This window comes from Haloferax sp. KTX1 (assembly GCF_902410085.1).
In the GTDB taxonomy this organism is placed as follows: domain Archaea; phylum Halobacteriota; class Halobacteria; order Halobacteriales; family Haloferacaceae; genus Haloferax; species Haloferax massiliensis.
Window position 1 is genome coordinate 106,370 of sequence record NZ_CABPRH010000001.1, and the last position, 22,815, is coordinate 129,184.

26 protein-coding genes are annotated in these 22,815 nt (G+C 68.2%); 12 read left to right on the forward strand and 14 right to left on the reverse strand.

The features are described from left to right. The first annotated feature begins 180 nt into the window (after positions 1–180). Both FY251_RS00530 and FY251_RS00535 read left to right on the forward strand, forming a co-directional pair. Positions 181–687: a hypothetical protein gene (locus FY251_RS00530; protein WP_148412993.1), complete on the forward strand. Its 507-nt coding sequence runs from the start codon at positions 181–183 to the stop codon at positions 685–687. A 44-nt stretch (positions 688–731) separates the two neighbouring features. Next, positions 732–1,157 carry a Rieske 2Fe-2S domain-containing protein gene (locus FY251_RS00535; protein ID WP_148412994.1) on the forward strand — a complete coding sequence of 142 codons (426 nt, stop codon included), beginning with the start codon at positions 732–734 and terminating at the stop codon, positions 1,155–1,157. Positions 1,158–1,178: 21 nt separating this feature from the next. On the opposite strand, the gene FY251_RS00540 is transcribed toward FY251_RS00535, so the two are convergent. The 5 genes from FY251_RS00540 to FY251_RS00560 form a co-directional block, all read right to left on the reverse strand. Beyond that, positions 1,179–2,117, reverse strand: coding sequence for an aminotransferase class IV (locus FY251_RS00540; RefSeq protein ID WP_148412995.1), 939 nt, complete (start codon positions 2,115–2,117; stop codon positions 1,179–1,181). Beyond that, the gene (locus FY251_RS00545; RefSeq protein WP_148412996.1) at positions 2,114–2,809 is read right to left on the reverse strand and encodes an aminodeoxychorismate/anthranilate synthase component II; all 696 of its coding nucleotides are present in this window, start codon (positions 2,807–2,809) and stop codon (positions 2,114–2,116) included. Before FY251_RS00545 ends, FY251_RS00540 begins: the two co-directional genes overlap by 4 nt. Beyond that, the gene (pabB, locus tag FY251_RS00550) at positions 2,806–4,335 is read right to left on the reverse strand and encodes an aminodeoxychorismate synthase, component I (RefSeq protein WP_148412997.1); all 1,530 of its coding nucleotides are present in this window, start codon (positions 4,333–4,335) and stop codon (positions 2,806–2,808) included. The genes FY251_RS00545 and pabB overlap by 4 nt, the downstream gene beginning before the upstream one ends. A gap of 113 nt (positions 4,336–4,448) precedes the next feature. Then, complete coding sequence (locus tag FY251_RS00555; protein ID WP_148412998.1) at positions 4,449–5,222, reverse strand: helix-hairpin-helix domain-containing protein; 774 nt, start codon at positions 5,220–5,222, stop codon at positions 4,449–4,451. Between the two features lie 44 nt (positions 5,223–5,266). Next, entirely contained in the window at positions 5,267–6,076 is an 810-nt protein-coding gene (locus tag FY251_RS00560; RefSeq protein ID WP_148412999.1) for a shikimate dehydrogenase, read from the reverse strand. A gap of 171 nt (positions 6,077–6,247) precedes the next feature. Between FY251_RS00560 and FY251_RS00565 the strand changes: the two genes are divergently transcribed. The 6 genes from FY251_RS00565 (at position 6,248) to FY251_RS00595 (ending at position 12,184) form a co-directional block, all read left to right on the forward strand. Next, entirely contained in the window at positions 6,248–7,219 is a 972-nt protein-coding gene (locus tag FY251_RS00565; protein ID WP_148413000.1) for a calcium/sodium antiporter, read from the forward strand. Positions 7,220–7,353: 134 nt separating this feature from the next. After that, positions 7,354–8,670, forward strand: coding sequence for a sodium:calcium antiporter (locus FY251_RS00570; protein ID WP_148413578.1), 1,317 nt, complete (start codon positions 7,354–7,356; stop codon positions 8,668–8,670). 57 nt (positions 8,671–8,727) lie between these two features. Further along, positions 8,728–10,047, forward strand: a complete 1,320-nt coding sequence (locus tag FY251_RS00575) for a D-aminoacyl-tRNA deacylase (protein WP_148413001.1) — start codon at positions 8,728–8,730, stop codon at positions 10,045–10,047. A gap of 159 nt (positions 10,048–10,206) precedes the next feature. Beyond that, a complete protein-coding gene (gene ftsZ / locus FY251_RS00580) occupies positions 10,207–11,346 on the forward strand; it encodes a cell division protein FtsZ (RefSeq protein WP_089779057.1) in 1,140 nt (379 codons plus the stop codon). A 210-nt stretch (positions 11,347–11,556) separates the two neighbouring features. Continuing rightward, the gene (locus FY251_RS00590) at positions 11,557–11,730 is read left to right on the forward strand and encodes a protein translocase SEC61 complex subunit gamma (protein ID WP_089779053.1); all 174 of its coding nucleotides are present in this window, start codon (positions 11,557–11,559) and stop codon (positions 11,728–11,730) included. Between the two features lies 1 nt (position 11,731). After that, positions 11,732–12,184, forward strand: a complete 453-nt coding sequence (locus tag FY251_RS00595) for a transcription elongation factor Spt5 (RefSeq protein WP_004970097.1) — start codon at positions 11,732–11,734, stop codon at positions 12,182–12,184. A gap of 174 nt (positions 12,185–12,358) precedes the next feature. Here FY251_RS00595 and FY251_RS00600 read toward each other — a convergent pair whose 3' ends face one another. Further along, positions 12,359–12,661 carry a hypothetical protein gene (locus FY251_RS00600; RefSeq protein WP_007274363.1) on the reverse strand — a complete coding sequence of 101 codons (303 nt, stop codon included), beginning with the start codon at positions 12,659–12,661 and terminating at the stop codon, positions 12,359–12,361. 98 nt (positions 12,662–12,759) lie between these two features. Here FY251_RS00600 and FY251_RS00605 point away from each other — a divergent pair, with 98 nt between their 5' ends. Continuing rightward, a complete protein-coding gene (locus FY251_RS00605; protein ID WP_187367307.1) occupies positions 12,760–13,524 on the forward strand; it encodes a PHP-associated domain-containing protein in 765 nt (254 codons plus the stop codon). Positions 13,525–13,549: 25 nt separating this feature from the next. Here the strand turns inward: FY251_RS00605 and FY251_RS00610 are convergent, their stop codons facing one another. Together FY251_RS00610 and FY251_RS00615 are read right to left on the reverse strand one after the other, a co-directional pair. Next, entirely contained in the window at positions 13,550–14,074 is a 525-nt protein-coding gene (locus tag FY251_RS00610; RefSeq protein ID WP_089779051.1) for a metal-dependent hydrolase, read from the reverse strand. Positions 14,075–14,144: 70 nt separating this feature from the next. Then, positions 14,145–14,669 (reverse strand): CinA family protein, encoded by a 525-nt coding sequence (locus FY251_RS00615; protein WP_148413003.1) that lies wholly within the window; start codon positions 14,667–14,669, stop codon positions 14,145–14,147. Positions 14,670–14,823: 154 nt separating this feature from the next. Here FY251_RS00615 and FY251_RS00620 point away from each other — a divergent pair, with 154 nt between their 5' ends. Then, positions 14,824–16,044 (forward strand): ArsA family ATPase, encoded by a 1,221-nt coding sequence (locus FY251_RS00620; RefSeq protein ID WP_148413580.1) that lies wholly within the window; start codon positions 14,824–14,826, stop codon positions 16,042–16,044. A 36-nt stretch (positions 16,045–16,080) separates the two neighbouring features. Here the strand turns inward: FY251_RS00620 and FY251_RS00625 are convergent, their stop codons facing one another. The 4 genes from FY251_RS00625 to FY251_RS00640 form a co-directional block, all read right to left on the reverse strand. Continuing rightward, on the reverse strand, positions 16,081–16,926 hold the full coding sequence (locus FY251_RS00625; protein WP_148413004.1) for an SDR family oxidoreductase: 846 nt from the start codon (positions 16,924–16,926) through the stop codon (positions 16,081–16,083). A 59-nt stretch (positions 16,927–16,985) separates the two neighbouring features. Further along, positions 16,986–17,819, reverse strand: coding sequence for an endonuclease V (locus FY251_RS00630; RefSeq protein WP_148413005.1), 834 nt, complete (start codon positions 17,817–17,819; stop codon positions 16,986–16,988). A gap of 1 nt (position 17,820) precedes the next feature. Next, positions 17,821–18,723 (reverse strand): rhomboid family intramembrane serine protease, encoded by a 903-nt coding sequence (locus tag FY251_RS00635; RefSeq protein ID WP_148413006.1) that lies wholly within the window; start codon positions 18,721–18,723, stop codon positions 17,821–17,823. A gap of 524 nt (positions 18,724–19,247) precedes the next feature. Continuing rightward, positions 19,248–19,781, reverse strand: coding sequence for an inorganic diphosphatase (locus tag FY251_RS00640; protein ID WP_148413007.1), 534 nt, complete (start codon positions 19,779–19,781; stop codon positions 19,248–19,250). Positions 19,782–20,116: 335 nt separating this feature from the next. Here FY251_RS00640 and FY251_RS00645 point away from each other — a divergent pair, with 335 nt between their 5' ends. Next, positions 20,117–20,476, forward strand: a complete 360-nt coding sequence (locus FY251_RS00645; RefSeq protein ID WP_004970086.1) for a PadR family transcriptional regulator — start codon at positions 20,117–20,119, stop codon at positions 20,474–20,476. Between the two features lie 35 nt (positions 20,477–20,511). On the opposite strand, the gene FY251_RS00650 is transcribed toward FY251_RS00645, so the two are convergent. Beyond that, entirely contained in the window at positions 20,512–21,072 is a 561-nt protein-coding gene (locus FY251_RS00650) for a rnhA operon protein (protein WP_148413008.1), read from the reverse strand. After that, entirely contained in the window at positions 21,065–21,658 is a 594-nt protein-coding gene (gene rnhA / locus FY251_RS00655; protein WP_148413009.1) for a ribonuclease HI, read from the reverse strand. The genes FY251_RS00650 and rnhA overlap by 8 nt, the downstream gene beginning before the upstream one ends. A gap of 117 nt (positions 21,659–21,775) precedes the next feature. Between rnhA and FY251_RS00660 the strand changes: the two genes are divergently transcribed. Further along, positions 21,776–22,756, forward strand: a complete 981-nt coding sequence (locus tag FY251_RS00660; RefSeq protein WP_089779034.1) for a transcription initiation factor IIB family protein — start codon at positions 21,776–21,778, stop codon at positions 22,754–22,756. Positions 22,757–22,815 lie beyond the last annotated feature (59 nt).

The window sequence follows — 22,815 nt, forward strand, 5'->3', positions numbered from 1 at the left end:
ACATAGCTCAGTAGAGTTGAACCGGGGAGCGTCAGCGACCGTGGTTCAAATCTACCTCCCGCTATTCTCCTGAAAACTACACCCCAAGCGGGGCGTCTGGGGCACGTTCTACTTCGCCGACAAAACTTATTCAGCTACCTTCGTAACCTCCTGTATCGACCCTGCCGCTTTACGCCACCCATGCCCGCTGTAACACGCCTCGTCTCGTTTCCTCGCGTTTCCGCCGTCGAAGTCGTCCTCGCCAGCCTGTTTCTCGCGTTGGGCGTGGTTCCCTTCGTCCTGTTCTCGGAGACGGGGCTCTCCGCACCGTCTGGAGTCGGGTGGTTGTGGGGACCTGCCCTGTTCTCGCTCATGGCGCTTTGGGTTCTTCTCGTCGCGCACGCCCTCGGCGACGCGTGGCGACTGCTTCGGCGTCGAAAAACCGGCGTGCTTGACGGCCGAGAGAACTTCGTCCACGGCGTCTTTCGGACGGTCGAAACGCTCTCGGCACTCGCGGCACCGGTCGTTCCGTTCGTCGTCGTAGACCGTTCGTCGGACGCGCCGTTGCCACCGGGTGCAGCCGTCGCAATCGCGCTGTTCATCGCTGCGCCGCTGTGTGTCGCCGGCGTGGCTGTCCTCCTGCATGCCGGGTGGTTGCTGTGGGTCCGTGGTCACTCGTCGCGCGGCTCGGACGCGGGACCGTACTGACCGCTTCCGAAGGAGATTTTCGACCCCGACCCAACGAGAGCACAATGAGCGACCTCGAACGAATCTGCGCGGTCGGCGACGTGCCCGACGACACGACCTTTCTCTTTCGCGTCCGCGCGGCCGACGAAGACGACGCCGAGGAGCGCGAGGCCATCCTCGTGCGCACCGACGACGGCATCCGAGGGTGGCTGAACTACTGCATGCACCTGACGCACATCAAACTCGACAAGGGGTCGGGCGCGCCGATGCGAAACGGCGAGGTCATCTGCCAGAACCACGGCGCGTACTTCGAGGCCGACACGGGCTACTGCAACTACGGCCCCTGCGAGGGCGCGGTGCTCGACGACCTCGACATCACGGTCGACGGCGACCACGTCTTCCTCTCTGACGACGAGTTCGACTACGTCGGGCAGGGCGAAATCGAGACCGACCCCGCCGACCGGAGTTCGAGTTCGAACGTCGAGTTCTGACGGCGAGCGCGGCGGCGCGGCTCAGTTCTCGTCGTCGCCGCTGTCGCCGTCGTCGCCGCTGTCGCCGCCGTAGTGGCGTCGCTCCACGTAGTCGTCGTAGAGCCGCGAGAGGAGGTTCGTCACCGGGCCGTCGCCGACCTCGATGCCGTCGACCGTCTCGACGGGTCGGAGTTCCCACGTCGAGTTCGTGAGGAACGCCTCGTTCGCGTCGCGCACGTCGTCGGGCGTGAAGCGCCGCTCCCGAACCGGGATGTCTTCCTGTCGGGCGAGGTCGAGGACGACGCGGCGGGTGATGCCCGGGAGGACCGGGCCGTCGAGACTCGGCGTGCAGAGCGCGTCGTCGTCGACGAAAAAGAGGTTGCTCGTCGCGCCCTCGGTGACGTAGCCGTCGGCGTCGAGCATGAGCGCCTCGTCCGCGCCGGTGACCCGGAGTTCGACGCGCGCGAGGATGCCGTTGAGGTAGTTGTGCGTCTTCGCCCGCGCGGGGAGCGACCGGTCGGGGACGCGCCGGGTCTTGACGGTCTGGACCGACGCGGGGCCGTCCCACACGGGGTCGGAGCCGCGGCCGCCGCGGGCGAGCGGTTCCACGATGACGACGACGCGGGGGTCGACCGCCTCGGCCGGCGTGAGGCGGCCGCCCTGACTGCCGCGGGTGACCGAGAGCCTGACGTACGCCTCGTCGAGGTCGTTCGCCGCGAGCGTCTCGTCGATTCGCGCCCGCAGGTCGGCGTCGGACAGCCCGTGATCCATCCCGAGCGCGTCGCACGTCTCGGCGAGTCGGTCGGCGTGGGCGTCCCAGTGGAACACCTCGCCGCCGTAGGCGCGGAGGGTCTCGAAGGCCGCGTCGCCGTAGAGGAAGCCGCGGTCCGTGACCGGAATCGACGCCGACTCGGCGGGGACGAGGTCGCCGTCGACGTGGTAGCGCAACGCGGGGTCGTCCGAATCCACGTCGTCGCTCATCGCTCTCCCTCCCACGCGTCGGCCGCCGGGCCGTCGCCCGCGGCAAGCGCGACGAAGTTCCGAACGATGTCCTTCCCCGAGTCGGTGAGGATGCTCTCCGGGTGGAACTGTACGCCGATGTGGGGCTTTTCGCGGTGGCGGACGCCCATCACGACCGCCGGTTCATCGGCGTCTGCGTCGCCGCCTTCAGCACTTTCGGCGACCGTGTGGGCCGTCACCGCCAACTCGGGGGGTACGTCGCCGCGTTCGACCGCGAGCGAGTGATAGCGGCCGACTTCGATTCGGTCGGGAAGCCCCGAAAAGACGCCCGTGCCGTCGTGTTCGACCAGCGAGGGCTTCCCGTGGACGACGTGGGGTGCGTGGCCGACGGGGCCTCCGAGGGCGGCACAGAGCGACTGGTGGCCGAGGCAGACGCCGAGCGTCGGGTAGTCGAGGTCGCGGAAGACCGGGACCGAGACGCCGGCCTCAGCGGGGGTTCCGGGGCCGGGCGAGACGACGATACCGTCGGGGTCGATGTCGCGGATATCGTCGGCCGAGACCGCGTCGTTGCGGTAGACGAGCACGTCGTTCGAAGCGTCTGAACCGCTTCCATTCGCGTTTTCGTCACGCGCCTCGGCGACCGCTTCGCCGACGTACTGCACGAGGTTGTAAGCGAAGGAGTCGTAGTTGTCGACGACGAGGATGCGCGTCATCGCTCGGCCCCCACGGCCATGTCCGCGCGCTCGCCGAGCGCCTCGTCGATGGCGGTGACGAGCGCCCGCGCCTTCGCCAGCGTCTCGTCGTACTCGTCTTCGGGGTCCGAATCGTGGACGATGCCCGCGCCCACGCGGAGATGGTACTCGTCTCCGAAGCGGACGAGCGTCCGGATGACGATGTTCAGCACGGCGCGGTCGTCGAAGCCGACGGCGAACATGCTCCCGGTGTAGGGGCCGCGCCGGGTGGCTTCGAGTTCGTCGATAATCTCCATCGTCCGGGGCTTCGGCGCGCCCGTGATGGTCCCGCCGGGGAACACCGCGGCGACGGCGTCGGCGAGGCTGGTCCCCTCGCGACGGGACCCCTCGACCAGCGAGACGAGGTGCATCACCTCCGAGTAGCGGTCGACTCGGCGGTACTCCGTCACCTCGACCGAGCCGTATTCGGAGACCTTCCCGAGGTCGTTGCGTTCGAGGTCGACGAGCATCGCGTGTTCGGCGCGCTCCTTCTCGTCGGTCGTCAGGTCGGCCTCCAGCGCGTCGTCTTCCTCGGGCGTCGCCCCCCGCGGGCGGGTGCCGGCGATGGGTTCGGTGACGAGGCGGTCGCCCTCGACGCGCAGGAGGAGTTCGGGGCTGGCGCTCACGAGGTCGACGCCGGGGAGTTCGAGCAGGCCCGAGTACGGCGCGGGGTTGACCTGTCGGAGCGCCGCGTAGGCGTCTACGGGATGTACCGCGGCAGGCGCGACGAGTCGCTGCGAGAGGTTCGCCTGAAACGTGTCGCCGTCGCGGACGTACCGCTTCGCGGCGCGGACGCGGTCTGCGAACGCCTCGCGGCCGGGGGCGCTTGCGAACGTCGCCTCGTCGGCCTCGACGGGCGCGGAGACGGGTTCGGAGTCGCCCTCGACCGCTTCGACGGCGAGGTCGGTCGCCCGTCCCCGCGCCTCGTCGTAGACGGCGTCGAGGTCCGCGCCGTCTTCGACGACGGGACAGCAGGTGACGCGGAGCGTCGTCTCGCCGTCGTCGGGCCGGGGTTCCTCCCACGACGCCACGAGGTCGTACAGGCCGAGTTGCAGGTGCGGCAGTCCCCGGTCGTCGGTCGTGTGCCCGGGGAGGGATTCGAGTTCGCGAGCCGCGTCGTACGAGAGCCAGCCGAACAGGCCGCAGGGGTACGGCACGTCGCAGTCGCCGCGGACGAGCGTCTCCGCGTCGACGAGTGATTCGAGCGCCGCGAGGCTGGGCGCGGTGTCGTGGCCCGGTTCGCCCCAGTCGCCGCCAGTCGGGTCGTCGGCGGTGGGGTCGTCGACGGTCAGGCGCTCCGCGGGGTCGACGCCGAAGGCACCCCAGCCGGGTTGCCCGCCGGTCGTCTCGTAGAAGAAGCCGCCGACGTTTCGGCGGGCGCGTCGATAGGCGTCGAAGGGGTCCGAGACGGCGACGCGGGCCTCGACGGGGACGCGCGCGCCGGCGGACGCGACCGCGGCGGTCGCGCGAAAGTCGTCGCGGTCGGTGACGACGGTCGGTGCGGTCATTACCCACACCAGTCCGTCCGCCGGGTAAACGGTTTCGCGACGCGTCTGTGAGGTGTCGGAAGCGACCGCCGTTGTGAGAACAGCCGTCTCGGTCGCTCCCGGACGCGCGTCGGTTACGCCTCGCCGGCGCGGTCGATCCAGCGCTGGACGCGCTTCGGCGACACGTCGATTTTATCGCCGACCTCGTCGGCGTCGGCCGCGGCGAGGTCCGCGGTGGTTTCGATACCGATCTCCGAGAGGCGCTCGGCGTACGCCGGGCCGATACCGCGAATCATGTCGACGGTCGTCGCGTCGGCGGTCGGCTCGTCGCCTTCATCTTCGGCGTCCGTTTCGGATTCACCTTCGGTGTCGGCGTCCACGCCTTCGTCTTCGGCGTCCGACTCGACCTCGGCCCCGTCTTCGGACTCCGCCTCGTCGGATTCTTCCGTTTCGGCCTCGTCGGATGCCTCCGTTTCGACCTCACCGAGCTCGTCGGATTCGCCCTCGTCCTCGGCCTCGGCCTCGTCTTCGGCCACAGCGTCCGCGGCTTCCGTCTCGGTCTCGGGTTCTGGTTCAGCTTCGGTCTCCGCTTGGTCGTCCGGTTCGGCTTCCTCGATGGCGTCGGCCGCCGCTTCGGCGTCGTCACGGGCGTCCTCGTCGTCCGCTCGGGACTCGGCGTCGGCCTCGGGTTCGACCGCACCGTCGGCTTCCTCGTCGGTCTGCTCCGTCTCGTCGACCGGTTCCTTCACCGCGGCCTCGGTCTCGACGTTCGGTTCCTCGCGTTCGGTTCTGGTGTCGCGTTCGACCGTAACCGTCGCCGTGTCGTCACGTCCCTCCTTCGAGGAGGACGACGAGTTGCCACCAACGAGGGATTTCAAGAACGACGAAATAGTGTCGAGCAAGCCCATGTTACCTTCTCCTATGCAATCCCGTTATTTAAAAACCAGCGGCCTCAGTCGCTTTCGAGGTGGTTCCGGAGCGCGGCGTTCATCGCCTCGACGGGCGCGTCGCGGCCGGTCCACAGCTCGAACGCTTCGACGCCCTGCAGGAGGAGCATCCACGCGCCGTCGATGGTGGTCGCGCCGGCCGCGGCCGCCTCGCGGAGGAGTCGAGTCTCAAGCGGGGTGTAGACCGCGTCGAGCACGGCGAGGCCGCCGTGGAGGTACTCCGCGGGGACGGGCGTCTCCTCGGGCGACTCCATCCCGACGCTCGTCGCGTTGACGAGGGCGTCCGCCCCCCGAATCCGGTCGAGCGTGTCGAGTCCGCCGCCGGTCGCGCCGGGGACGGCCGCGGCGAGTTCGACCGCGCTCTCGGCGGTCCGGTTGGCGACGTGGACCGACGCGCCGGCGTCCGCGAGGGCGAACGCGGCGGCGCGACCCGCCCCGCCGGCACCGACGACCACGGCGTCCGCTCCGTCGAGGTCGACGCCGTGGCGGTCGAACGACCGCGTGACGCCCGCCGCGTCGGTGTTGTACCCCGTCGGCGTCGCCGCGCCGAAGTCGATGGTGTTGACCGCGCCGATTCGCTCGGCCAGCGGGTCGGGGTCGACCAGTTCGAGCACGTCCTGTTTGAACGGGATGGTGACGTTCAGCCCCGAGATTCCGAGGGCGTCCGCGCCGCCGACGGCCGCCGCGATGTCGTCGCGGGCGGGTTCGAACGTGACGTATCGGGCGTCGAGGCCGGTTTCCCCGTAGGCCGCCTCGTGCATCGGCGGCGACAGCGAGTGGCCGACCGGGTTGCCGACGAGACCGTACACTTGCATGGGCGGGTGGTGTCCTGCCGGCGATATAACTCGCCCGCCCGCGTCGGATTCCGCCGGGACCCGACGGCCGCCGTCGCGGCGGGTTCGCCCCGTCTCGCGCTCCCGCGTCGGTCGTCGCGGGCTTGCGGTGTACCGGCGCTCTTTTGGTGTCCCGTCGGTCTACTCCCGCGTATGTCGGCACTCGCAACCCTGCTTTCCTTCGATACCGCGCTCCTCGTGGCGGGTATCGTCGCGCTCTACCTCGGGGCCGAAGCCCTCGTCGAGGGGGCCTCTCGACTCGCTATCGGCCTCGGTCTCCGGGCAGCTATCGTCGGTGTGACCATCGTCGCCTTCGCGACGACGACCCCCGAACTCTTCGTCGCGGTGCTGAGCGGGTTGGGCTACAGCTCCGACCTCGGACTCGGCGCTATCGTCGGCTCGAACATCGCCAACATCGGTCTCGTCCTCGGCATCTCGGCGCTCATCCAACCGATGGGCGTCTCGACGACGACGCTCCGCCGACACGTCCCGTTCATGATCGCCGCGGCGGTCGCGCTCGTCGCGCTCGGGATGGACGGGAATCTCAGCGCCGTCGACGGCGGCGTCCTCCTGCTCATCCTCGTCGCGTTCACGGGCTACCTGCTGTACCGCGCGCGGTCGGCGAAGGCCGACGCCCTCGGCACGGACGAAATCGACATCGAGGACGAAGACGAGGTGTCGGCGCAACTCAGAGACGTGGTCTACCTCGGTCTCGGCTTGCTCCTCTTGTTCGTCGGCTCGAACTGGCTCATTCAGGGCGGACAGGGACTGCTCGAATCCTTCGGGTTCGGGCCGCGGTTCATCGGGCTGACGGTCCTCGCGTTCGGCACGTCGCTGCCCGAACTCGCGGCGTCGGTCATCAGCGCGGTCCGCGGCGAGTCGGAGTTCAGCATCGGCAACGTCGTCGGCTCGAACATCTACAACGTCGTCGCCGTCCTCGGCATCCTCGCTATCATGGTCCCCGTGAACGTCCCCGCGAGCACCATCTCGCTGGACTTCCCGGCGCTCCTCGTGTTCACCTTCGGCGTCATCGCGCTGATGCTCCGCAACCGAAACGTGTCCCGCCTCGACGGCGGTCTCCTCGTCGGCGGCTACCTCGTCTTCTTCTGGCTCATCCTTCCCTGATCGGTCGCTGACGGGAGCGTTCGGCCGCGCGCCCGGTCCGCGGTCTCCCCGGGGTTCGAAACACAAGAGCTACCGGCTTCGGCTTCGCTCTTGTAGCCACGATGGGACGACGACTCAGTCACCCGCTGACAGCGGTGTTCGGAGCCGCGCTCCTGACGGTCCCGTGGCTGGGCCTGCACACGGTGCTCGGCGTTGGCCTCGGGACGGGCGTCACCGTCGCCCTCAGCGGCATCGCCGTTCTCGGTGCCTCGTTCCTCCTCGCGTGGGGTGCCGAGACCGCCGAGGCCGACGTGCCGCGGGCGTTCGCGCTGGCCATCCTCGCGGTGCTCGCGGTCGCCCCGGAGTACGCGGTGGACGCGCTCTACGCGTGGGAGGCCGGCATCAACCCCGGCTCGCCCGAGTCGGCGGAGGCCGCGAGCCTCGCCGTCGCCAACATGACCGGCGCGAACCGCATCCTCATCGGTATCGGCTGGTCCGCAATCGCGCTTTTCACCGTCTACCGCGCCCGCGACACCGGCGACGAGGCGGTCGAGTCCCGCCCCGGCTTCCTCGCGGACGTGGTCCACCTCGACCACGGCATCGCCACCGAGATTCTGTTTCTCTTCGCCGCGACCGTGTTCGCCTTCTTCGTCCCGCTCGGGGCGGGCATCGGCGCGGTCGACATGTTCGTCCTCGTCGGCCTCTACGTGACGTACATCTTCGTGGCGATGAACTCGCCCCACGAGGACGAAGAGCAGATCGGCATCCCCGCGTACCTCCAGTCGTATCGGAAACCGAAGCGCATCGCCACGACGCTCGCGCTGTTCGTCTTCTCGGGCGTCGTCATCCTCGCCGCGGTCGAGCCGTTCGCCCACGGCCTCGAAGCCCTCGGGAAGTCGGTCGGTATCCCCTCGTTCCTGATGATTCAGTGGGTCGCGCCGCTGGCGAGCGAGAGCCCCGAACTCATCGTCGTGGCCTACCTCGTCAACAAGGCGCGGTCGACCGCCGGCTTCAACGCGCTCATCTCCTCGAAGCTCAACCAGTGGACGCTCCTCATCGGGACGCTCGTCCTCGTCTACAGCCTCTCTGTCGGGTCCTACGCTCCGCTCCCGCTCGACGCCCACCAGATGGGTGAACTCTGGCTGACGGCCGCCCAGAGCTACTTCGCCATCGCCGTCCTCGTCACGTTCTCCATCAGCCTCCGCGAGGCGGTCGCCCTGCTCGGCCTGTTTTTGGCGCAGTTCGTCTACTCCGTCACCGGACTGGCGCTCACGCTCCCGATTCCGGGACTCGGCCCGGTCACCTTCGACGGCCCGACCTCGCTCGTCGGTTTCTCCGTCGTCTATCTGGTCGTCGGAACGGCGCTTTTCGTCCGGCGACGCAAGCAACTCGCGGCGGTCGCCAAGCTCTCGATTCGACGCGTCCGCGGCGACTACGGCGCGACCGAGGTTCCGGCCGCGGTCGAGGACTGACCGGCTCCCCTCGCCGCTTCCGACGCCCTTTTCGCCGGCCTCGGCGACCCTCGAATCGTGATCGGAATCGTCGTCAGCCGCGCCGACAGCGCATCGGTACACATCGGCGAGCGCCTGCTCGAACTCGCCGACTGGGACGAACGGACCGACGGGGACCGACCCGACGCCGACGGCGGCGGCACCGTCTTCGCCCGCGACGGCTTCGAACTCCGCGAGTTCGACGCCCTGCACATCGACCTCGACGACCCCGCCGCCGCGTTCGACGCCGACCTCGACCTCCTCGTCTTCGTCTCTCGCCACGCCGGCGAGACCGGCGCGCTCCTGACCGCGCACTTCACCGGGAACTTCGGCCCCGCCGACTACGGCGGCGAGCCGGGCCGATTCGCCCGCGCGTGTCCCAACGCCCAGCGCGCGGTCGTCGAGGCGCTCCGCGACCGCGCGCCCGACGACTACGAGGTCGGCATCGAGGCGACCCACCACGGCCCGACCGAGCCGACGGTCCCCTCGATGTTCGTGGAACTCGGAAGCGACGAGGAACAGTGGGACGACCCCGAGGGTGCCCGCGCGGTCGCGGCGGCCGTCCTCGACATCGAGGGCGTTTCGCCCGACGCGGACCGCCAGCTCGTCGGCTTCGGCGGCGGCCACTACGCCCCGCGGTTCGAGCGCGTCCTCCGCGACACCGACTGGCGCGTCGGCCACGTCGCCGCCGACTGGCAGCTCAAGGCGATGGGCGCGCCCGAGGAGAACCGCGACGTGCTCCGCCGGGCCTTCGAGGCGTCGGCGGCCGACCTCGCGCTGGTCGACGGCGACCGCGGCGACCTCGCGGCCGCCCTCGAAGCCGAGGGGTTCCGTGTCGTCTCCGAGACGTGGGTCCGCGAGACCGCGGGCGTTCCCCTCGACCGCGTCGCCGCCCTCGAAGCCGAGGTCACGACCGTCGACGAGGGTCTCCGCTTCGGCGCGCGAATCGACGCCGACGACTACGAGGTCGTCTCGCTCCCCGACGGCCTGCTCGGCGAGGCGCAGGGCATCGACCTCGACGCCGCGCTCTCCGCCGTCCGAGAGACCACCGTCGCATTCCACACGACCGAGGGTGGAACGCGCGCGGTGGGCCGCGCCGCCGTCGCGGGCGACGGCTACGACGAACTCGTGTCGCGGCTCTGCGACGTCCTGCGCGAGAAATACGACACCGTTGTCCGCGACAACGGGGCGGTCACGGCCACGACGCGCGCCTTCGACCCCGACGCCGCACGCGAGTTCGGCGTCCCCGAGGGGCCGGCGTTCGGCAAGCTCTCGGCCGGGCAGTCGGTCGAAGTCGACGGCGAGACCGTCGCGCCCGAGGACGTGTCGAAAGAGCGGCTCATCGAGTTCGCCGTGTAGGTCGCCGCCGAGGCGGAGACGACCGATTTCCGCCCGAGAGACAGTCTGTGACTCGTGTTCGCATGACACGATTCGGCAGGAATCCGCGGCTCGTCGGACGGACGTCTGACGCGAGGGGGAAAGATAATTAGTCGTCCTCCGTAAACCGTCTCCATAAATATGGACTCTATCGTGGGCGACGCAATCGACGAGGCCGAGGCCGAGGACATGGGGGATGAGTCGGCTCAGGTCGACGGCTCGGCCAACATCAACCGGTCCGGGACGATGACCGACGACGAACTGAAAGCGGTTCTCAAAGACCTCCAGACCAACATCACGGTCGTCGGGTGCGGCGGTGCCGGCGGCAACACCGTCAACCGGATGCACGAGGAGGGAATCAAGGGGGCGAAGCTCGTCGCCGCCAACACCGACGTACAACACCTCGTGGAGATCGGGGCCGACACGAAGATTCTCATGGGCGAGCAGAAGACCCAGGGCCGCGGCGCGGGCTCGCTCCCGCAGGTCGGCGAGGAGGCCGCCCTCGAATCCCAAGAGGAGATTTACGACGCCATCGAGGGCTCCGACATGGTGTTCGTCACCGCCGGTCTCGGCGGCGGCACCGGCACCGGCTCGGCCCCCGTGGTCGCCAAGGCCGCCCGCGAGTCGGGCGCGCTCACCATCGCCATCGTCACGACGCCCTTCACGGCCGAAGGCGAGGTGCGACGAACGAACGCCGAGGCCGGTCTCGAACGGCTCCGCGACGTTTCTGACACGGTCATCGTCGTCCCGAACGACCGCCTGCTCGACGCCGTGGGCAAACTCCCCGTCCGGCAGGCGTTCAAGGTCTCCGACGAGGTGCTGATGCGCTCGGTCAAGGGTATCACCGAACTCATCACCAAGCCCGGACTGGTCAACCTCGACTTCGCCGACGTGAAGACCGTCATGGAGCGCGGCGGCGTCGCCATGATCGGTCTCGGCGAGTCCGACTCCGAGTCCAAGGCCCAAGAGTCCGTCAAGTCCGCCCTCCGCTCGCCGCTTCTCGACGTGGACATCTCCGGCGCGAACTCCGCGCTCGTCAACGTCACCGGCGGCTCCGACATGAGCATCGAGGAAGCCGAGGGCGTCGTCGAGGAGATTTACGACCGCATCGACCCCGACGCGCGCATCATCTGGGGGACCTCCGTCGACGACGAACTCGAAGGCATGATGCGGACGATGATCGTCGTCACCGGCGTCGAGTCGCCCCAGATTTACGGTCGCAACGGCGAGATGCAGGCGCAGGCCGAAGAGCGCCTCGAAGACATCGACTACGTCGAGTAGTCGGCGTCGGAACCGCCGTCGGCCGCGCGAAACTCGCGTTCGAACCCGCGCCCGCACGGTTCGACGCCCGCCGCGCCCCGTTTCCCGCTCGCCGCCGTCAAGCGGTTGCGCTGCCCCGGATTCGCCGGATTCGATGCGTTCGAGAGCGCCCGCCCGCCCCGTCGGCGCATCAATAGATAGAAAAAGCCCGACGCCTTAGGCCCCAGCAACATGGACGTTAAGTACGACCTGAACAGCTACGTTCGCGTGTTGAAACTCGCGAGCACCCCGTCGTGGCAGGAGTTCTCCCAGATCTCCAAAATCGCCGGCGCGGGTATCTTCCTCGTCGGACTGCTCGGTTTCATCATCTTCGCGATTATGAGCTTCCTCCCCGGAGGAGTCTGAGATGCCCATCTTCGCCGTCAAGACCACCGCTCGCCAGGAGCAGACGGTCGCGGACATGATCGCGACGAAGGAGTTCGCCGAGATTCACGCCGTCCTCGCGCCCGACTCGCTGACGAGCTACGTGATGGTCGAGGCCGACGACGACGGCATCGTCACGCGCGTCCTCGAAGAGATTCCCCACGCCCGCGGCCTCGTCGAGAGCGGCGGCGCGGTCGGCACCTCCAGCATGGCCGAAGTCGAGCACTTCCTCTCGCCGACGCCGGACGTGGAGGGCATCGCGGAGGGCGACATCGTCGAACTCATCGCCGGCCCGTTCAAAGGCGAGAAGGCGCGCGTCCAGCGCATCGACGAGACGAAAGACCAGGTCACCGTCGAACTGTACGAGGCGACGGTCCCGATTCCGGTCACCGTCCGCGGCGACCAGATTCGCGTCCTCGACTCCGAAGAGCGGTAAGCGTCCGCCCCGACGAGGGTTCTTTCTCTCTCAGTTTCGACTCGGCGCGCGCGACGAGCGGTGCGCCCCCCGGTGACTCCCATGTCCCCCGACAGTCCCCGACGAGCGCCGTCTCGGGCGACCGGCGGTCCGCGTCGCGCCCCACCGCGACCGGTCCGCCCGTCTCGCGTGACCCTACAGCGCGCCCTGCTCGCGGAGCGTCTCGACGACGCTGTTGAGGTCAGCGTCAGCCTCGACGGCGTCCTTCACGTCCTCGCGGATGCGGACCGCCGAGGAATCGGCGTCGTACGCGCGGACGAACTCGGCGCGGGTGTGCTCGTCGAAGGCGTGACGAATCGCGAAGTAGCCCTCCGGGACGACGGTCCCGCACACCTTGCACTCGTGGCGCTCGTGGTCCACCGTCTGGTGGATGACCGCGCTTTCCACGTCTTCGAACCGACCGTCACACCCTTCGATTCCGCACTTCCACCGGGACATGTTCTCTCCGACGGCCGTGAGCCACAAAACCGTTTCTTCGACAGCCGACTGTTCGACAAATAGCAACCACTAACTGGTGGCTGGCCCGATCGTATCGTGTGAGCGCGACCACGACGACGCGGGTCGATATGCACGTGAAGATTCTCGACGAGCGGGTCGTCTCTCGCGCGAAAGCCCGCGGCATCGACGTGCTCGTCTACGCGCCGCACTTCGTCCGCCTGCCCGACGTCCGCGCCCGCGCGGCGCGCTTTTCCGACGACGACCTGCTCGTCGTCCCCGCCCGCGAGGTGTTCACGGGGTCGTGGCGCGACCGGAAACACGTCCTCGCGGTCGGCCTCTCCGACCCCGTCCCCGACTTCATCACCCTCGACGGGGCGTTCGCGGAGTTCGACCGGCAGGGCGCGGCGACGCTCGTCCCCCACCCCGAGTTCCTGACGGTGAGCCTCACCGCCGAGGACGTGGCCGCCCGCCGCGACGACATCGACGCCGTCGAGACGTACAACACGAAGGCCCTCCCGCGGGACAACCGCCGCGCCCGCGACATCGCCCGCGAGACGGGGCTGCCGGGGTTCGCGTCGTCCTACGCCCATCTCCACGGGAGCGTCGGCGAGGCGTGGACCGAGTTCGACCGCGACATCGACTCCGAGGCCGACCTCGTCGCCGCGCTCCGCGAGGGAGCAGACCGCCGGGTCGTCCGCCGGCGCGGGGTCTCCCACGCGCTCCGCGGCGCGGCCGAGTTCGCCCACCTCGGCTACGAGAACTCGTGGGGGAAGGTCGACCGACTCCTGCTTTCGGGGATGGAGCCGACGCACCCGAGCCACATCGCCTACGACGGCCGGTTCGACGACGTGAGCGTCTACTGATTTTTCGGTCCCCTCCGAAGCGCCCTCAGAGCACCGCGCTGAACGACGCCGCGGCGTCAGCCAGCGACACGTCGAGCGAAAAGAGGTAGTAGTGGACGCCGGCGAGGACGCCGAGTTCGGCCACCGTGACGACGACGGTCACCGCGTCGGCGTGTTTCGAACTCGTCGCCACGCCGGTCGGCAGGTCGTACTCCTGCGGCGAAAGCGGGTAGAACAGCGCGATGCCGCGCTTCGAGCCGACCATGTCGAGGACGTAGTGGGTGGCGACGCCGATCCAGACGAACTGGAGGTTGCCGAAGACGAGCGGGAACACGAGGAATATCGCCAACACCGGGAGGTTGTGGAGCGTCTTTCGGTGCTTTCCGAAGGCGGTGTCGACGTCGGGAAACAGCGCGCCGAGCACGACCGGAAGCGACAGCTGACCGATCTTCTGGGCGAGGAGGAACGCCGAGTCGGCCGTCGGTTCGAACGACCGGGGGTCCACGGTGAGGATGACGCCGAGCCCGAGCGCCAGCAGGATGGCGTTGAGCACGTGTCCCTTCTTGTTCATGGATGCAGACTGGTCCGCCGGGATACAAAGCTTTCCCACGGAACCGACCGACGGCGGCCCGCCGGACGACTCAGTCGGTCGTCACGGACTCGATTTCCCCGCGGAGGAGCGCCAGCGCCCCGCGCGCAATCCGTTCTTTCACCTGCGTCCGCGACCCGTCGTACTCGAAGCGCTCGACGCGGGCGTACGAGTCGCCGGACCCCCACGGCGCGGCGAAGGCGACGCCGACGAAGACGGTGCCGACCGGCTTGCCGGGCAGACCGCCCTCGGGGCCGGCGATGCCCGTCGTCGCCAGCCCCCACGTCGCGTCGGCCACGTCGCGGACGCCGGCGGCCATCTCGCGGGCGACGGGCTCGGAGACGGCCCCGCGTTCGTCCAGCGACTCCCGCGAGACGGCCAGTTCGTGGCGCTTGGCGTCGTAGGAGTAGGTGACCAGCGAGCGGTCGAAGTAGTCGCTGGAGCCGGGCACGTCGGTCAGGAGCGATCCGATGAGACCGCCGGTACAGGACTCGGCGACGGCGACGGTGTGGTCCGCCTCGCGGAGGGCGTCGCCGACGCGGACCTCCTCGGGCGGGTCGGATGCGAACTCGCGCATACGACCGACCACGGGCGGTCGGGACAAAAGCGGTCTGGAGCGGGAAACAGCGATGGCGGTCGCGGTTGCGGTCGGCACCGACGCGACCGGGCAAAAGTCCACCGGCGGTTCCGAGACCGAGAAGTACACAAAGCCCCGCGGTGTCGGGTCCGACATGGACATCGACGTTGAGCCGACGGAGCGACCCGACGCCGACGAAGACGACGACGCCGGCGACGACGGGCCGGCCGAAATCGAGGTGGAAGTCACCGACCCCGACGAGGTCACCTCGACCGACACCGAGGACCTCCCCGAGGGAATCGACGCCCCAGATTACGTCCTCTACGGCGGCAAGGGCGGCGTCGGGAAGACCACGATGGCCGCGGCGACGGCGCTCGCCAGCGCGGCCGACGGCACCGCGACGCTCGTCGTCTCCACGGACCCCGCACACTCTCTGTCCGACACGCTCGGCGTGCCGGTCCCCGACAAGCCGGGTCGAATCCGCGAGGAGATACCCCTCTACGCGGCCGAAATCGACCCCGACGCGGTCATGGACGGGCCGTTCGCCGGCGGCGACGGCGCGGGCGAGGGCTCCGACGACGAGGCCGACTTCGAGACCGGCGAGCACGACGACGACACCCCTTTCGCCGGCGGCGACGCGGACTCCCCGCTCGGCGGCATGGGCGGTGGCATGGGCGGCTTCGAGGACCTCCTCGGCGGCGACGGACCGATGGGGATGGGCGGCCCGATGCCCGGCGCGGACGAGGCCGCGGCGATGCAGCAGCTCCTCGAATACATGGACGACCCGCGGTTCGACCGCGTCGTCGTCGACACCGCACCCACGGGTCACACGCTCCGATTGCTCGAACTCCCCGAGCTGATGGACTCCATGCTCGGTCGCGTCGCCCGGATGCGCCAGCGCTTCTCCGGCATGATGGACAACCTCAAGGGGATGTTCGGCGGCGGCCCCGACGACCCGCAGGCCGGGATGGCGGACCTCGACGACCTCCGCGAGCGCATCGAGCGCCTGCGCGCGGTCCTTCGGGACCCGACGCGGACCGACTTCCGCGTCGTCATGATTCCCGAGGAGATGAGCGTCGTGGAGTCCAAGCGACTCGTCTCGCGGCTCGACGAGTTCGACATCCCCGTCCAGACGCTCGTCGTCAACCGCGTGATGGAGTCCGTCGAGGACGTGGCGAACGTGGACCCGAAGTGGATAGAGTCGCCCGACCTGGAGAACTGCGGCTTCTGTCAGCGCCGCTGGCAGGTCCAACAGGACGCGCTCCGCTCGGCGACGAATCTCTTCCGCGGCCGCGACGTAAAGCGGGTGCCGCTGCTCGCAGAACAGGTACAGGGCGAAGACGCCCTCCGGGTCGTCGCGACCTGTCTCGACTAGCGTCGAGCAGGCCGGGGCGCGGATAGACGGCGCGTTTCAGGGGAGTTTGCGGGCGAAGCCGTAGAGCGCGTCGCGCCACGCGTCGGGCAGGAAGCGCGCGAGGACGCCGACGCGGGCGACGGTTCCGGGCTGGTAGCGCGCCCGCGGCTTGGTCGAACTCGCGGCGTCGACGATGTCTTCTGCGACCCGTTCGGGCGGAACCGCGCCGGGGCCGCTCCCGCCGAGCGCCTGCGAGTCGTCGAACAGTTTGTAGAGTTTCTCGTACGCGCCCGAGCGGTCGAGGCCGTCGTCGTCCTCGCCGTTGCCGTTGACTTCGGTCTCGACGCGGTTCGAGAACTGCGTCTCGACCGGCCCCGGTTCGATGAGGACGGCGTCGATACCGTACTCCTCGACCTCGGTGCGGAGCGCGTCGGTCATCGCTTCGAGCGCGAACTTCGAGCCGGCGTAGACGCCGGTGCCGGGGAAGGCGACGCGGCCGACGACGCTGGAGACGTTGACGATGGTGCCGTCGCCCTGCGAGCGCATGTGGGGTAACACGGCGCGGATGAGCCGGTGTGGACCGTAGACGTTCACGTCGAACTGGCCGTGGACCTTCTCGGTCGGCACGTCCTCGACGGGGCCCATCTGGCCGTAGCCGGCGTTGTTGACGAGGCAGTCGATGCGGCCCTGCTCGTCGGCGATGCGGTCGACGACGCGGTCGACGTCCCCCTGGTCGGTCACGTCGAGCGTCGCGATGTTCGCGCCGCGTTCCCCCAGCGTCTCGATGTCGGCCGGGTTCCGGGCGGTGGCGTAGACCTCCCACTCCTCGTCGAGGAAGTCGAGCGCCGTCGCGCGCCCGATTCCCGAGGAGCAACCGGTGATGAGGACCGTCTTTTGATGCACGTCGGTAGGTCGAACCGCGCGCTGTTAAGTGTGGGCGGTTCGCCACGATTGGGCCCCGCTCAGTCTTCGTACTGGGCCTTCGCCTCGTCGGCGTAGGCGTCGGCCAGCCGGGTCGGTTCGGGGAGCTTGTACGACCCCGACAGCCGGGAGACGAGGTCGACGGCCGTCGCCGCCGCGAGTCGGTGGCCGGGACTGACGTACAGCGGGTTGATAATCGGCCGCGAGTCGTACTGCCGCGACTGGAAGGCGTAGCCGATGGTCGTCTCGGGCGTGGCGGGGTGACCGCCGACGGGGTCGACCGAGTCGTCGGCGCGAATCGGCGTTCGCCACCCCTCCGGCCGGCCGTCCACGTCCTCGTCCGGCGTCCCGCAGAGCAGCGACTTGGCGACGCCGATGCTCGGCACGTCGCAGACGACGCCGAGGTGGGTGGCGAGGCCGGCCTGCCGGAAGTGGATGCGACCGGAGCCGTCGAAGACGAGGAGGTCGGGGTCGCAGTCGAGTTCGGCGAGCGCGTCGAGGACGGGGCCGCCCTCGCGGAACGAGAGCAGGCCGGGGATGTAGGGAAGGTCGAGCTCCGAGACGGCGTGGACGCGCTCGACCACCTCGCCGCCGCGGAGGACGACGACGGCGCTCAGCGCGCGGTCGTCCAGAAACGACTGGTCGACGCCGGCGACGAGCGGCGGTTGCGAGTCGGTGTCGGCGTCGCCATCGGGTGCTGTCGCGTCGGTGAGCGTCTGATTCCCCGTTTCCGGTGTGTCGAGCGAGACGGCCGTCGGGTCGAACGGGAGGTCGTCCTCGAAGACGGCGGCCTCGGCGACCCGGCGCTGAAGCGACTCCATCTCGTCGCGCGAGAGTCCGGGGCGCGGCGCGAGGTCGAGGCGGGTCGGTCGCATCTCAGAACCGACCGCGGCCGGGGCCGCCCGGTCCGCCGGGACCGCGCCCGCCGAGCGAGAGCTGCGAGGGGACCTTCCGTTGGCCCTTCACGCGCTGGCCGTAGGCGAGGCCGATGACGAGACCGATGAGGTGCGCGAAGTGGGCGATGCCGCCACCGGCCCCCGGACTGAGGAAGAAAAACACCGAGATGCCGGCGAACCCGAGCGTGAACAGCCACAGCGGCACGGGGATGATGAAGTACAGGTAGATTCGAAGCCCCGGGTTGAGGACCGTCAGGACGCCCAGAACGGCCATGATGGCCCCGCTCGCACCGACGACTCCGGACGGGATACCCGGCGACAACACCAGCGACGAGCCGATTTGTGCGAGCCCGGCGAGCATCCCGCTGACGAGGAACAGCGCCGCGAACTTCCGCGACCCGACGTAGCGCTCCACCAGCGGGCCGAAGAAGAACAGCACGATGGAGTTGCCGACGATGTGGTAGAAGCCGCCGTGGGCGAATATCGAGGTGACCCACGTCCAGACGTACTCGGGGTGGGAGGTCGTGAGATAGAAGGCGGTGACCGAGAGGTCGGGCAGTCCGAGGAGTCGCTCTAAGACGAGCTGTGCGAGGAACGTGAGCCACATCAGCGCGAGGAACAGGTAGGTGACGTTCCCGCGGAAGTAGCCTAACACGCCGCCAGCGCCCGTGAGCGAGCTGAGCAGTCCCCCGCCGCGGCCGCCCTGATTGTTCACCGAATCGTCGAAGGAGCTATCGAAGACGCCGGCGGGGTCGTCCCAGTCGGAGAGCCCCGCGCAGTCGTGGTTCTCGGGGAGGCGGTGTTCGGAACAGAACGTCCCGCCACACCGCGAACAGCGGTACGGCAGACTCTCGTCTTTGCCGCACACGTCGCAGATAGGCATTACCAACGCCTTACAGCGGCGAGATAAAAAGGGGTTCCCTCATGAATGTGGTATGTTGACGTCCCTCTTGATTAGGTGACGAATCCGCACCGTTGCCGGTTCATATCCCCGAATTATCCGTTTCAGGCGACGGCAGAGTGCGTCGGCGGCGCGGCTCGCGCTGTCGCTCTCGACGGTCGTCGCGCGAGAAATTCAGGGTTACGCGTCTTCGGAGGACGATTCCTCGGCGTCTTCGTCCGCCTCGTCGGCGGGCGTGAAGTTCGTGGGAACGACGGTCGGGTGTTGAAGCCCGAGGCGGGGTTGCTTGGCTGCCATACTCGTCTCGACGTACCCGACACAGGAACTAAAGATTACCCATGCGCATAATTTATCGGCGGGCGCGTCAGCGATAACTGTCGGGTATCTGTGGCGACGACGGCGGTCGGTCTCCCATTCGGACGATTCTTCGGGGGAGTGCCGCCGCAGACGGGCGCGGCGGCTCGCGGTCGAAGATGCGGCGCGGAAAAAACGCGCGGTAACGTCGCTTACGCGAAGTTCTCTTCGTAGAGGTCCATCGCGTGTTCGATGGCGTCCTTGGCGGCCTGTTTGTCCTCCCAGCCCAGCGTCTCGACTTCCTTGCCGGCTTCGAGGTTCTTGTAGGTCGAGAAGAACTCGTCGATCTCGTCGAGCGTCTGCTGGGGGATGTCTTCGAGGTCCTCGATGTGGTCGTAGCGGGGGTCCTCGATGGGGACGGCGATGACCTTGTCGTCCTGCTCGCCGTCGTCGTCCATCTTCATGAGCGCGACCGGGCGGGCCTCGATGACGCAGCCGGGGAACGTCTGGTCCTCGACGAGGACGAGCACGTCGAAGGGGTCCTCGTCGTCGTAGTACGTCTGCGGCATGAAGCCGTAGTCCGACGGGTAGTGGACGTTGGAGTGGAGCACGCGGTCGAGGACGACGCCGGGAATGTCCTTGTCGTACTCGTACTTGTTGCGCTCGCCTTTGAGACACTCGACGACTGCGTAGATTTCGTCCGGCGCGTTCGGGCCGGTCTCCATGTCTTCCCAGAGGTTCACCATACCGAACCCATCCTCGATGCGGGCAAAAGTCCTTTCGGGATCGGTCTCGTACCGCTGCCATCCGGGTCTCGTCGGCCACTTTGAACCCCTCTATATGTAGAGGTATTCCCCACGGAATCCCACGACGTTACCGCTATGCGTGTGAGATATTCCCCAGATATGCCCGCGCGGCTACTGCCCGCCGTCTCCCGTTCGTCGCCGTGGCCCGCCTCTGTGCAATACTCGGCACTCGTGTCCGCTCCGCCCCAATTTCATCGTATAGTGTCCTCGCGTTCGACGGCGAAACCGACTGCTCGTTGACAAAGTTTAAATAGGACGGTGACATTTCCATATGCATGTCAGAGGCACAAACAATTGGCAACAAATCCGGTGCGGCTCGGGACCTCACCGCGTTCCAACAGAACATCCTCGTCATTCTCGCCGAGGAGCCGATGTACGGCCTGGCCATCAAGCGCCACCTCGAATCGTACTACGACACCGAAGTTAACCACGGGCGTCTGTACCCCAACCTCGACGACCTCGTCGAGATGGGGCTGGTCGAAAAGAGCGAACTCGACAAGCGGACGAACCAGTACGAACTGACCGACGACGGCCTCCAGGCGGTCCTCGACCGCTTCGACTGGATGCTCTCGAAGTTCGTCACCGACGACGAGCGCGCCGAGATGGTCTCGGAGCTCGTCGAAGGCAAGCTGTAATCGGCAGTACACACCGCACGAACCGCGGGGTTCGCTCAGTTGTATTCGGGCACTTCGGCGTCTGCGGCGTCGAAGAGCAATTCGAGCGACTCCGGTAACAACGACCGCTGTTCCGCGGTCGGCCACGCGTTGCGTGGATAATATTCTTCGACGAACTCGCGAACCTCCGGAGCGCCGGCCGTCTCGATTCGCCGGACGTAGTGGTTCCCGAGGAAGTCCGCGAACGCCCGCGCGTTCGCCGCGTGGTCCGCGCCGTGTTCCTCGGCGACGGCAGCGACGCACGCCGCGTTGTACTCTTCGACCGCGCTCCACTCGTGGTCCTCGCCGGTCCCCGACAGCGGGCGTTCGATTCCGCGGTCGACGTCGTCTATCTCCGTCGGGTCGACGACCCCGTCGTCGTCGACCCACTCGTCGGGGTGGAGCACCAACACGTCGTCGTCCTCGCGGTGTCGCGCGCGGAACTCGTACTCGCCCACGATGTCGTCGCGGGCGGACCGATACGCCTCGGCCTCGTCGGGGTCGACGGCGTCGCGGGCCAGCCGCGTCAGCCGCTCGGCTTCGGAAAGCACGTCTTCGGGGAGTTCTGACTCAGGCATCGTCGAGGGCCTCGTTGGCTAGGGAGTCGGCGCGGTCGTTTATCTCTCGCGGTACGTGCTCCAGCGACCAGCGGTCGAACGCCGACAGCAGCTCTCGGGCCTTCACGCGGCGCTCCTTGAGTCCGGGGTCGTTGGTGTTCCACTCGCCGCGGACCTGCTTGACGATCAACTGCGAGTCGCCGCGGACGTCCACCTCGTCGTAGCCGTACTCCGCTGCGACCGACAGCGCCTCCACGAGCGCCTCGTACTCCGCGCGGTTGTTGGTCGTCTCGCCGATTCGCTTCGACCCCTCGGCGACGATGCCGTCGCTCGTCACGATGGCCCACCCGATGGCGGCGGGACCGGGGTTCCCGCGACTCGCGCCGTCGAAGTAGACGTGCGCGCGGCCGCCTTTCGGCCGGATGAGCGCGAGCAGGTCCGTCGGCCGCGACCCCTGCACGACGACTTTCCCGTCGTAGGCGATCGCGCTGGCGTCGCCGCGTTCGGCGCGCCACCGCTCGTGGTCGGTGTTTCCGGGCGAGACGGACACGCCCGCGGCTTCGAGTCGTCCTCGGGCTTCGTCGGGGTCACACTCGACGGTCGGCATACCGTCACCTCGCCGGGGACTCGGTAAAGGCGCTCCGTTCGTCACCGAGGGCCGGCGATACTGCGACGAACGCCGGCAAAGGTTGAAGTGCAAGCAAATAGACAATATATAAATGCGATGAAACGGCCTACCCGCCAGCGGGAGCGTGACCACGACCGGACTCGATGGGGAGACGAGTCACAGGACGACGAGACATCCGAAGAGGAGTTGGACCTCGACGACCTCGACCCCGAGGAAGTCGTTCGGACCGGCGACGGCGAGTTGATTCACGAGGAGACCGGCATCATCATCGAAGAAGAGCGCATCGACCCCGGCCCGGAGTGGCGGGCGTTCAACCACTCAGAGCGGCAGTCGAAGTCGCGCGTGGGCGCGCCGACCACGCAGACGATGCACGACAAGGGGCTGACGACGACTATCGACTGGAAGGACAAAGACGCCTACGGCCGCTCTATCTCCTCGAAGAAGCGGTCGCAGATGCACCGCCTCCGCAAGTGGCAAGAGCGCATCCGGACCAAGGACGCCGGCGAGCGCAACCTCCAGTTCGCCCTCAGCGAGATCGACCGCATGGCGTCGGCGCTCGGCGTCCCGCGGTCGGTTCGGGAAGTCGCGTCGGTCATCTACCGCCGCGCGCTCAGCGAGGACCTGATTCGCGGCCGCTCCATCGAGGGCGTCGCCACCTCGGCGCTGTACGCCGCCTGTCGGAAGGAGGGTATTCCGCGTTCCCTCGAAGAGATTTCCGAGGTGTCGCGCGTCGAGCGCAAGGAAATCGGGCGGACGTACCGCTACATCTCGCAGGAACTCGGCCTGGAGATGCGGCCGGTAGACCCCAAGAAGTACGTCCCGCGGTTCTCGTCGGAACTCGACCTCTCGAAGGAGGTCCAGTCGAAGGCCAACGAGATCATCGAGACGACCGCGGAACAGGGGCTTCTCTCCGGGAAATCGCCGACCGGCTTCGCCGCCGCCGCAATCTACGCCGCGTCGCTTCTCTGCAACGAGAAGAAGACCCAGCGCGAGGTCGCCGAGGTCGCGCAGGTGACGGAAGTCACCATCCGGAACCGCTACCAAGAACAGATCGAAGCGATGGGCATCCACACCTGACGGCCGCCCGCGCGAGTCGGACCCCTTTCTGACCCGGACGCGTCGCCGAAGGTTCATAC